This window comes from Rhodococcus sp. C26F (assembly GCF_053345925.1).
In genome coordinates, this window is record NZ_JBKFBA010000016.1 from 44,197 (window position 1) to 56,804 (window position 12,608).

Genomic DNA, 12,608 nt, shown 5'->3' on the forward strand with positions numbered 1-12,608 from the left:
GTGGAACAGCAGTATGTGCCTGCATCGTCGCAGGCCGGGGAGTCCGGCGACGGTTTCCCGCTCTCGTCGGCCCAGCGCGGGATCTGGTTCGCCCAGCATCTGCTCGGTGACATTCCACTGACCATCGCCCAGTATGTCGACGTCCGGGGCGACTTCGATCCCGAGATCTTCGCCGACGCCGGCGCCGCCACCGCCCGCGAACTGGGCACCGGCATGCTCCGCATCTTCGAGGTCGACGGCCATCCCCGTCAGGTCATCGACCACACCCTCGAGGACCGCGCCACCATCCTCGACCTGCGCGGCGAGGGCGATCCCGAGGCGGCAGCCATCGCCTGGATGCGAGCCGAGTACCGCACGCCACTCGACATGCTCGAGGACCGGTTGATCGTGTGCGCGGTCCTGCGCATCGCCGACGACCGCCATTTCGTCTACACCCGGATCCACCACATCGCCCTCGACGGTTACGGGGCGACGACCTTCGACACCCGCACCGCCGAGCGCTACAGCGCCGCGGTGCAGCACCGCGAGCCCGCCCGCTTCGACGTGAGCCCGCTGCCGGAGATCGTCGAAGACGAACAGCGCTACCGCGACTCGGCCCGGTTCGTCAGCGACCGCGACTACTGGGCCGACCGCATCCGCGACCTGCCGCACCCCATCAGCCTCGCCGGTCGCGCCGCGCCCGTCGGCCCGCACCCCGTCCGGTTCAGCGCGCCCCTGCCCGAGCGTGTCGAGGCCGCGGTCGACCGGATGATCGCCGAGCGCGAGAAGACCACGACCTTCGCGACCGTGGTCGCCGCCGCCTTCGCGGCCTTCCTCGCCCGCGTCACCGGTGAGACCGACGTGGTGCTCAGCCTCCCGGTCTCGGCGCGCACCACCGTCCGCCTGCGTCGCTCCGGCGGCATGGTCTCCAACGTCGTCCCGATCCGCGTCGGCGTCGAACCGGACGGCAGCCGCGACGATCTGATCGACCGGATGCAGCTCGAATTCACCGGGGCACTGCGCCACCAGCGGTACCGGCACGAGGACATGCGCCGCGACACCGGATACGGCAGCGCCGACCGCGGATTCTTCGGGCCCGCGGTCAACGTCATGATGTTCGACCACGAGATCCGCTACGGCGATTCGGTCGGCCGCCGGCACGTGCTGAGCACCGGCCCGGTCGACGACCTCTCGCTCAACATCTACCCGAGCGCGCCGGGGCAGCCCGCCCACATCGACCTCGAGGCCAACCCCCACCTGTACACGGTCGACGAACTGCGCTCGCACCACACACGATTCGTCGAGTACCTCGGCGAGTTCGCCGACTCCGACCGCACCATCGGCACGCTGCCCGTCCTGCACGACGACGAATACGAGAGCCTCGTCCCGAATCGAGGACTGCCCGCGCAGCCCGTGCGGCTGTTCGCCGACTTCCTCGCCGACGGTGTGCGCCGCAATCCCGACGGCGTCGCGGTCATCGACGGCGACCGGCAGGTCACCTACCGCGAACTCGACGACCTCTCGAACCGCCTCGCCGCACAACTCGTCGAGGCCGGGGCTGCCCCCGAGACCTTCGTAGCGCTGAGCATGGACCGCGGCGCCGACGCGCTGATCGCGGTATGGGCGGTGGCGAAGACCGGCGCGGCCTTCGTCCCGATCGACCCGGCGCTCCCGGCCGACCGGATCGCCTACATGGTGGGTGATTCCGGTGCGCAGCTCGGACTCACCGTACGGAGCCGGATCGCGGACCTGCCGTCCGGACCCCGCTGGATCGCCGTGGACGCCCCGCTCCCCTCGGATGCCGACGTCGAGGCGGTGCGGTCACGGGCCGTGCCGGAGAACCCGGCGTACATGATCTACACCTCGGGCTCCACCGGAACCCCGAAGGGCGTGGTCGTCACCCATCTCGGGCTCGCGACCTTCGCCGCCGACGCCCGCCCCGAACTCGCCCTCGGCACCGACTCTCGGATGCTCCGGTTCTCGTCGGCGAGCTTCGACGCGTCGATCTTCGAGATGCTGCAGGCCTTCAGCGCCGGAGCGGCCATGGTCGTGGCGCCGCCGCACGTCCTCGGCGGCGACGAGCTCGTCGACGTCCTGCGCGCGCACCGGGTCACGCACATCGTCTCGGCGCCGACCGTGCTCAACACCGTCGACCCCGCGGGTCTGCCGGATCTCGAGGCCGTCGTCGTCGGTGGTGACGTGTGCACCCCCGACCTCGTCGAACGCTTCGCTCCCACCTGCCGGTTCACCAACAGCTACGGCCCCACCGAGACCACCATCGTCGTCACCGCCGGCGACCCCCTGACTCCCGGCGACCCGATCACCATCGGCCGTCCCCTCGACGGTGTCGTCGCCGTCGTGCTCGACCGTCGCCTGCGGCCGGTGCCCGTCGGCTTCGTCGGCGAGCTGTATCTCGGCGGACCGGCACTGGCACGCGGCTACCATCGCCGTCCCGGGCAGACCGCGGATCGTTTCGTGGCCAATCCCTTCGAACCCGGGACGCGCCTGTACCGCACCGGCGACGAGGTGCGGTGGACGCCCGACCACCAGCTCGACTTCGTGGGCCGCTCCGACTTCCAGGTGAAGATCCGCGGCTTCCGCATCGAACTGGGCGAGATCGACAACGCCCTGCTCGACCAGGACGGTGTCGACTTCGCCACGACCGTCGTGCACGACAGCGGCAGTTCCGTCGTCCCGGTGTCGTACGTACGTATGGAATCCGGCGCGGCCTTCGACATGCAGGCGCTGCTCGACGGTGTCGCCCGCGTCCTCCCGTCGCACATGGTCCCCGCCGCCGTCGTCGAACTCACCGAGATCCCGGTGACCCCCGCCGGCAAACTCGACCGCGCCGCCCTCCCGGCACCGCAGTTCGCTACCGCCGAATTCCGCGCCCCCGAAACCGAATCCGAACGCCTCCTCGCCGAGGTCGCCACCGGACTGCTCGACGTCGAACGCATCGGCGTCGACGACTCGCTGTTCGCCCTCGGCGCCGACAGCATCGTCGCGATGCAGTTCGCCGCCCGCGCCAAGGCCGCCGGACTGCACATCACCGCCCGGCAGATCTTCGAACACAAGACCATCGCGGCGCTCGCGCGCGTCGCGACCGCCGTCCCCACCGCACTCGTCCTCGACGAATTGCCCGGCGGGGGCGTGGGCGACATCCCGATCACGCCCATCGTGCACGAGATGCTGGGGCGCGGCGACTATTCCACCTTCGCGCAGGCCGTCCTCGTCTCCACTCCCGCGGACCTGACCTTCGACGACCTGCGGGCCGCGCTCGCGGCCGTCGTCGCCCGGCACGACATCCTGCGCTCCACGCTGTGCGACGGGCAGTGGCGCACGCACGCCGAGCTGCCGGATCTCGACGCGTGGATCACCCGCGTCCCGGTCGCCGACACTGCCTCAGCGGACGCGTTTGCCGACGACGAATGCGACGCTGCCGCACACGATCTCGATCCGGAATCCGGTCTCGTGCTGCGCGCCGTGTGGTTCGACGTCGCCGAACCCGGCGAGCAGGGCCGGTTGCTGCTCGTCGCACACCACCTCGTGGTCGACGGCGTGTCGTGGCGGGTGCTGCTTCCCGATCTCGGTCAGGCGTGGATGCAGGTCGCGGCAGGACAGGCACCGTCGCTTCCCGAGGTGGGCACCTCCTACCGCCGCTGGGCACACGCCCTGCACGACACCGCCCGCGACCACGCGGGCGAACTCGACCACTGGACCGAAACCCTCGGTGGTGCAGCACCGCTCGCCGGAGTTTCACCGCTCGACCCGGAGATCGACACCCTCGCGACCACCGCGACCGTCCGGGTCGATCTCGACCCGAGCGTGACCGACGCGGTGCTCACCCGCCTGCCCGAGCTGTACGGCAGCGGCACCGCCGACGGATTGCTCACCGCTCTCGCACTCGCCGCAGCCCAGGGCGGGCAGCGCTCGCTGCTGCTCACCCTCGAAGGGCACGGCCGCGACCTCGACGCCACCGGCACCGTCGACCTCGCCCGCACCGTCGGCTGGTTCACCAGTGCGTATCCCGTGCGCCTCGACCTCGCCGACGGTCTCGACCTCACCGACGCCACCGCCGGAGGGCGCGCGAGCGCCACCGCGATCAAGACGGTCAAGGAACGACTCGCCGCCGTCCCGAACAACGGTGCCGGATACGGCATCCTGCGCTATCTCGATCAGGAGACGGCACCGGTCCTCGCCACCCTCCCCACCGCGCAGGTGTCGTTCAACTACCTCGGCCGCCTCACCTCCGGCCACATCGCCGATGAGATCCGCGAGATCGGCTGGGTGCCACTCGATCTCGAGCTCGACCCCAGCCGCACGTCGCCGATGGCCGCGTCGGTCGCCGTCGACATCAACGCGATGGTCGTCGACGGCCCCGACGGCGCGCACCTCACCGCGTCGTTCACCTATGTGCCGCGGGTGATCTCCGCCGAGACGGTCGGCGCACTCGCCGAGCGGTGGAAGGACGCACTCGTCGGCCTCGCCGCGCACGCGCAGCGACCCGACGCCGGTGGCCTCACCCCTTCCGACGTGCCGCTCGTGCGCACCCACCAGCAGCAGATCGAGCAGTGGGAGAACCGTTTCGGTCGACTCGCCGACATCTGGCCGCTCTCGCCGCTGCAGACCGGTCTGGCCTTCCATGCCGCATTGTCCGTCGACGCGGTCGACGTCTACACGGCACAGCTCCGCCTCGATCTCGCCGGGGACGTCGATTCCGGTCGCTGGCAGGCGGCCTTCGCGTCGCTGCTCGCACGGCACGCCGCCCTGCGCACCGCCTTCGTGCACGACGACACCGGCACCCCGGTCCAGCTCGTGCTGGATCACGTCGAGATGCCGTGGCGCGAGGTCGATCTCACCGGATCGTCCGACCCGCAGAGCGACCTGCAGGCGCTCCTCGACACCGAACGCTTCGCCCGCTTCGACCTCGCGCACCCGCCGCTGCTGCGCGCCGTCCTCGTCCGGCTCCCCGAGCAGCGCGCCGTCCTCGCCCTGACCAACCACCACATCGTGCTCGACGGCTGGTCGATGCCGCTGCTCGTGCGCGAACTCCTCGTCGGCTACGCCGCCGGCGGACAGGTCGCACTGCCCACTCCGGCCTCCTACCGGGACTACCTGGCCTGGCTCGACCGGCAGGACACCGACCGCGCCCTCGACGCGTGGGCAGAAGCGTTCGCCGACCTCGACGAACCCGCGCTGGTCGCACCCGGGGCCACCGACGCCGTCGACGACGCGCCCGTCCAGATCGACATCGACCTCGACGCCGACGATATCGACGCTCTCGCACGGCTCTCGCGCCGCACCGGCGCGACGCTCAACACGATCGTCCAGACCGCCTGGGGCCTGCTGCTCGCCCGGCACTGGGGCGCCCGCGACGCGGTCTTCGGCGCAACCGTCTCCGGCCGGCCCGCCGACCTGCCCGACGTCGAGAACATGCTCGGCCTGTTCATCAACACCCTGCCCGTGCGGGTGCGGATCGACGAGACCGAAACGGTCGCCGACCTCGTAGTGCGCCTGCAGGGCGAGCAGACCGCCCTGCTCGACCAGCAGTTCGTCGGCCTCGGCGCCATCCAGGACCGCATCGGTGCCGGCACCCTCTTCGACACGCTCACCGTCTTCGAGTCGTATCCCGTCGACCGCGCCGGATTCGACGAGACCACCGACATCGCCGGCATGCGCGTCACCGACGTCGACGCCCGCGACGCCACGCACTACCCGCTCTCGCTCATGGCGCTGCTCGAACCGCACCTGCGACTGAGCCTGCGCTACCGCACCGACGTCTTCGACGCCGCGACCGTCGACGAACTCGCCCGCCGTTTCACGCAGATCCTGAAGTTCGTCGCCGAGCGCCCCGACGAGACCGTCGGCGCCGTCGACGTGTTCCTGCCCGGCGAACGCGAACGGGTCCTCGACTCCTGGAACCACACCGCACATTCGGTACCCGTCGGGGACGTCGTCGCGCTGTTCGAACAGCAGGTCGCGCGAACGCCCGATGCGCCGGCCGTCGTCGTCGACGGGTCGGTGTCGACCTACGCCGAGTTCGCGTCCGATGTACATCGGCTCGCGCGGCGACTCCTGGCAGAGGGTGTCGCTGCGGAAACGCGTGTCGCCGTGGCTGTTCCGCGCTCGTACGCCCAGCTGGTCGCGATCTACGCCGTGCTCGCCGCCGGTGGGGCGTACGTGCCGGTCGATCCCGACCAGCCTGCCCAGCGCACCGCCCACGTCCTCACCACCGCCGCCCCGCAGCTCGTGCTCGCGACCGCCGAGACCCGCGACAGCCTGCCCGCCGACCTGCGCGTGCTCGACGTGTCCGACGTCGACGGATACTCCGGCGACCCGCTGACCGGCGACGAACGACCCGCCCTCCGCCCCGGCAACCTCGCCTACGTGCTCTTCACCTCCGGTTCGACGGGCCGGCCCAAGGGTGTCGCGGTGACGCACGGCGCCCTGCACAACCAGCTCGCCTGGATGCGCGCCGCTTTCGCGCCGGACGCCGCCGACACCGTGCTCTACAAGACGCCCTTCACCTTCGACGCGTCGGTGTGGGAGTTGTTCCTGCCGCTGCAGAGCGGGTCGCGGCTGGTGATCGCCGACCGCGACGGGCACGCCGACCCCGCCTACCTCGCGTCCGTCGTCCACCGCGAACGCGTCACCATCGCGCAGTTCGTGCCGTCGGTGCTCGACCTGTTCGTCGCCGAGGCACAGCGCACCGGGATCGACGCCTCGTCGCTGCGCGCAGTGTTCTCCGGCGGTGAAGCACTCCGGGCCACGACTGCCTCCCGCGTCCGCGAGGTGCTCGGCGCCGAGGTCCACAACCTCTACGGCCCGACGGAGACGACGGTGCAGGTCGCGCACCGCACCGCGATGGTGCAGGTCGCACACCGCACTGCGCGCCGCGACGATGCCGAACAGGTGCCGCTCGGCCGGCCCGTGTGGAACACCCGTTTCCTCGTCCTCGACGCCGCGCTGCGTCCGGTGCCCGTCGGGGTGCCGGGTGAGCTGTACGTGGTGGGCTCGCAGGTCGCGCGGGGCTACCAGGCCGGTCCCGCCGTCACCGCCGACCGCTTCGTCGCGAACGCCTTCGGGAACTCCGGTGACCGGATGTACCGCACCGGCGACCGCGTCCGGTGGAACCGCGACGGCGAACTCGAATACCTCGGCCGTACCGACTTCCAGGTCAAACTCAACGGTCAGCGTGTCGAACTCGGCGAGATCGAGAGCGCGCTGCTCGCGCATCCCGGTATCACGCAGGCCGTCGTCACGCTGCGCACCGGCCGGCACGGTGACTATCTCCCCGCCTACGCCGTCGCTACCGGTGAGGGTCCGGACGAGAGCGCGGTGCTCGCGACCGTCGCCGACCGCGTGCCCCGGCACATGGTGCCATCGGTGCTCGTGCTGCTCGACGACCTGCCCGTGACCGCGCACGGCAAGATCGATCGGGCGGCTTTGCCGGAACCGGACTTCGACGCCTCCGCCGCCTACGTCGCGCCGCGCACCGACACCGAGGCCGCCGTCGCCCGCATCATGGGCGAACTGCTCGAGGTCGAGCAGGTCGGTGCGTCGTCGAACTTCTTCCAGCTCGGCGGGAACTCGCTCGGCGCAACCCGATTGATCGCCCGCGTCAACGAGACGTTCGACGCCACCATCGGGATCCGCGCGCTGTTCGACGATCCCACCGTCGAAGGCCTCGCAGCCGCCGTCGACCGTGCCCGCGGCACCGGTGCCGTCGCGACGGTTCCCACGGCCGGGCCGCGCCCCGACCGGATTCCGTTGTCGCCGGCGCAGACCCGCATGTGGTTCGTCAACCGGTTCGACCCCGATTCCGGCGCCTACAACGTCGGCGCCGCGCTGCGGCTGCGCGGCGATCTCGACCTCGACGCCCTGCGCGCGGCGGTCGTCGACATCCTCGAACGGCACGAGACACTCCGGACGATCTACCCGGACTCCGATGCCGGTCCGTACCAGAGCATCCTGTCCGTCGACGACGCGCTGCGGGATCGTCCCGTGCTCGTCGCCGACACCGAGACGGTGATGGAAACCGATCTCTCCGAACGCATCCGGAAGCTGACGGCACGCGGATTCGACATCACCGCCGAACCGCCGCTGGAACTGACGCTGCTCGAGTGCGCCGACGGCAGCCACGTCGTCGTGATGGTCGTGCACCACATCGCCATCGACGGCTGGTCCACCCAGGTGCTCGCCACCGACCTCGTGCTCGCCTACTCCGCACGCGCCACAGGCCACGCACCGCTCTGGGAGCCGCTGCCGCTGCAGTACGCCGACTACGCGCTGTGGATGCGCGAGCTGCTCGGCGCACCGGGCGAACCCACCGAGATCGCCGCGCGCGAACTCGACCACTGGACCACGACACTCGCCGGCGCACCCGCGCTGCTCGAACTGCCCACCGACCGGCCGCGACCCGCGAGCTCGTCGTTCCGGGGCGCGGCGGTGCCGTTCACCGTCGATCCCGACACCGTCCGCCGCCTCGACGCCTACGCGCAGGCCCGCGGCGTGAGCCGGTTCATGGTGCTGCACGCTGCGCTCGTCGTGCTGCTCGCCCGACTCGGTGCGACCGACGACGTGTCCGTGGGCACGCCGGTCGCCGGTCGCGGCGATCGCCGCCTCGACAACCTCATCGGCATGTTCGTCAACACCCTCGTGCTGCGAACCCCGGTTGACCCGGCCGCGGGCTTCGACGACATCGTCGCCGCCGTCCGCGACGTCGACCTTGACGCCTTCGCGCACGTCCAGGTGCCGTTCGAGCAGGTCGTCGAGGCCGTCGACCCGGTGCGTTCGCAGAACAGCGCACCGCTGTTCCAGGTCGCACTGTCGGTCGAGGAGGCACACCCCAACGATCTCGAACTGCCCGGGCTGCGGGTCGAACCGATCGTGCCCGACTTCGGCATCGCCAAGTTCGACCTCGAGTTCACGCTCCGCGACGACGACGGTGCCCTGGCCGGCACCCTCACCTACGCCACCGACCTGTTCGACGCGTCCACTGCCGCCCGCACCGCCGAGCGCTGGAACCGCATGCTGGCGCAGCTGCTCGACGGCCCGCGCAGCCCCGTCGGCGACCTGCCGTATCTCGACGCCGACGAGACCGCTCGGGCACTCGATGCGGCGCGCCCGGAATCGATCCGCATCCGGACGCTGCCGGAGATCCTCGCGGCCAGTGTCGTCGCGTCGCCGAACGGTGTTGCCGCCGTGGACGAGACGCGACAGCTCACCTACCGCGAACTCGACGAACGTTCCAACGCCCTGGCCCGTGTTCTCCTCGCCGAGGGCGCCGGACCGGAAACCGTGGTGGCCCTGGCCTTCGAGCGGACCATCGAGTCGCTGGTCGCGGTGTGGGCGGTCGCGAAGACCGGTGCGGCGTTCGTGCCGATCGACGTGAAGCTGCCCGTCGATCGCATCGGTTTCATGCTCTCGGACTCGGGTGCCGCCTTCGGCCTGACCATGAGCGAGATCGCTCCGGCCGTCGACTTCCGCTGGCTTGCACTGGATTCCGACGACGTCGCCGACCGGTGTGCCGAGATGTCGACCGACGCACTCGACGTCGACATCGCACCCGACGTCGCGGCGTACATGATCTACACGTCCGGCTCGACCGGCACCCCGAAGGGCGTCGTGGTCACCCACCGCGGCCTCAACGCCTTCACCGCCGAATGCCGCACCGAACTCGGGCTCACTGCGCAGTCGCGGGTACTGCGGTTCTCGTCGGCGAGCTTCGACGCGTCGGTGTTCGAGATGCTCGCCGCCTTCGGTGCCGGAGCCACGATGGTGGTCGCGCCGCCCGAGATCGTCGCCGGCGCCGACCTCGAGGCGTTTCTGCTGCGCCACCATGTCACCCACGTGCTCACCGCACCGGCCGCGCTCGGTGGCGTCGACCCGGCGAGGCTGCCGGATCTCGAGGCCGTCGTGGTCGGTGGCGACGTGTGCCCGCCCGAGCTGGTCGAGCGGTTCGCGCCGCGTTGCCGGTTCGTCAACAGTTACGGCCCCACCGAGACCACGATCGTCATCACGATGACCGATCCGCTGGTCGCGGGCGGAGCCATCACCATCGGCCGGCCCATCCGGGGCGCCGGTGCCGTCGTGCTCGACGCACGCCTGCAGCTGGTGCCCGACGGAGTGTTGGGCGAGCTGTATCTGGCGGGTCAGGCGCTCGCCCGCGGCTACCACGACCGACCTGGGATGACGGCCTCGCGGTTCGTCGCGAACCCGTTCACCAGTGGGCTCATGTACCGCACGGGCGACCTCGTGCGCCGGCGCGCGTCGGGCGAACTCGAGTTCGTCGGCCGCAGCGATGCGCAGGTCAAGCTGCGTGGTCTGCGTATCGAACTCGGCGAGATCGAGGCGGTGCTGAGCCGCCAGGACACCGTCGCGCACGCGGTCGTGGACGTCTACCGCGACGCCCACACCGGCGAACGGCTCGTCGGCTACGTCGTGCCCCGCGACGGCGCCGAGGTCGACGCCGATGCGCTGCGCAGCGCCGTCGCCGACGTCCTGCCGTCGTACATGGTGCCCTCGCAGATCGTGCCGATCGAGACGGTGCCGGTCACGGTCAACGGCAAGCTCGACCGCAACGCGCTGCCCGCGCCCGACCCGGTGACCCGCGAGTTCCGCGCCCCCACCAACCCCGTCGAGGAGACGGTCGCCGAGATCGTCGCCGAACTGCTCGGCGTCGAACGCGTGGGCCTCGACGACGACTTCTTCGCCCTCGGCGGCAACTCGCTCATCGCAACGCGCCTGGTGGCCCGCATCGGGGAAGCGCTCGGCACCACGGTGCCGGTGCGCGCGGTGTTCGAGGGATCGACCGTGCAGGCGCTCGCCGAGACCGCCGGCTCGCACATCGGCACGGGGGCGCGGCTGCCGCTCGTGCCGCAGGAACGCCCCGCGCGGGTGCCGCTGTCGTACGCGCAGCAGCGCATGTGGTTCCTCAACCGCTTCGACCCGACGTCCCCGCTCTACAACATCCCGCTCGCGGTGCGTCTGCACGGCGACCTCGACGTCGACGCCCTCACCGCCGCCGTCCGCGACGTGCTCGACCGGCACGAAGCGCTGCGCACGGTCTTCCCGGAACACAAGTACGGACCGTCGCAGCACGTGCTCGCCACCGGCGACGTGCCACTCGATCTCACTCCGATCGACACATCCGACACCGACGCGCTGCACACCGCGATCGCCGGAGTCGTGGGACGCGGCTTCGACGTCACGCGTGAAGTCCCCATCCGCGGCGCGCTGTTCCGCGAGAACGACCGCACCCACGTGCTCGTGGTGGTCGTCCACCACATCAGCGCCGACGGCGCGTCGACCGTGCCGCTGGCCCGCGACGTCCTCGTCGCCTACTCCGCGCGCCTCGACGACGCTCAGCCGGCCTGGGAACCGCTGCCGGTGCAGTACGCCGACTTCGCGCTGTGGCAGCGCGCCGTGCTCGGCGACCCGCAGGATCCGCAGGCACCGATCGCGCAGCAGCTCGACTACTGGACCTCCGCCCTCGCCGACACCCCGGCCGTCCTCGAACTGCCCGCCGACCGGCCGCGACCCGCGGCGGCGTCCTACCAGGGTGCCAATACCGGCTTCCGGATCGCCCCCGAGGTCCTCGCCCGCATCGACCGGCTCGCCCACGCCCACGGCGCGACCCGCTTCATGGTCCTGCACGCCGCCCTCGCCGTGCTGCTCGCGCGTCTCGGCAGCACCGAGGACGTGTCGGTGGGCACGCCGGTCGCCGGTCGCGGTGATCGTGCCCTCGACGACCTCGTCGGCATGTTCGTCAACACCCTCGTCCTGCGCACCCGCATCGATCCTGCGGCGTCGTTCGCAGAGTTCCTCGAACAGGTCCGCGCCACCGACCTCGCGGCGTTCTCGCATGCCGACGTGCCGTTCGACCAGGTCGTCGAGGCCGTCGATCCGGTGCGCTCGCAGAGCCACTCGCCGCTGTTCCAGGTCGCGCTGTCGCTGCAGAACCAGGGCATCGGCGAACTCGAACTGCCCGGGCTGCGGGTCGAACCGCTCGAAGCGGATCTTGCCATCGCGAAGTTCGACGTCGACATCGCGCTGCGTGAGGACGAAACCGGCGGACTGATCGCCGAACTCACCTACGCGACCGACCTGTTCGACGAAGCGACCGCCGCCGATCTCGCCGCGCGGTGGGTGCAGCTGCTCGACGCGAGCACGGCCGACCCGACGGCTTCCACCGGCGACATCGCGCTCCTGTCGGACGCCGAGACCGATCGTGCACTGTCGTACTCGGTGCCGGCGCCGCTGCCGCAGAGGACCTTCCCGCAGATCCTCGCGGCCGGTGTCGCCGCGAACCCGGACGGCGTCGCGGTGGTGGACGGCGAGCGGCAGCTCACCTACACCGAACTCGACCTCGCGTCCAACCGGCTCGCGCACAAGCTGATCGACCACGGTGCCGGACCGGAAACCGTGGTGGCGCTGTCATTCCCGCGCAGTCTCGACGCCGTCGTCGCCCTGTGGGCCGTGGTCAAGACCGGCGCGGCGTTCGTGCCCGTCGATCCGGCACTGCCCGCAGCGCGTATCGCGTACCTGCTCACCGACTCCCGGGCCATCCTCGGCCTCGGCGACGGACCGTCGCATGTTCCGTGGCTGAGCATCGACGCCGACGATTA

Annotated in this window: 1 protein-coding gene (running past one end of the window); it reads left to right on the forward strand. The window is 71.0% G+C overall.

Annotated features, from left to right (window positions below; genetic code table 11):
* Positions 1-12,608 carry the 5' end (the start) of a non-ribosomal peptide synthase/polyketide synthase gene (locus ACLBYD_RS17295; protein WP_447817387.1) on the forward strand. Its footprint extends 24,259 nt past the window's final position, so only the first 12,608 of its 36,867 coding nucleotides appear in the window; it begins with the start codon at positions 1-3; its stop codon lies beyond the right edge, outside the window.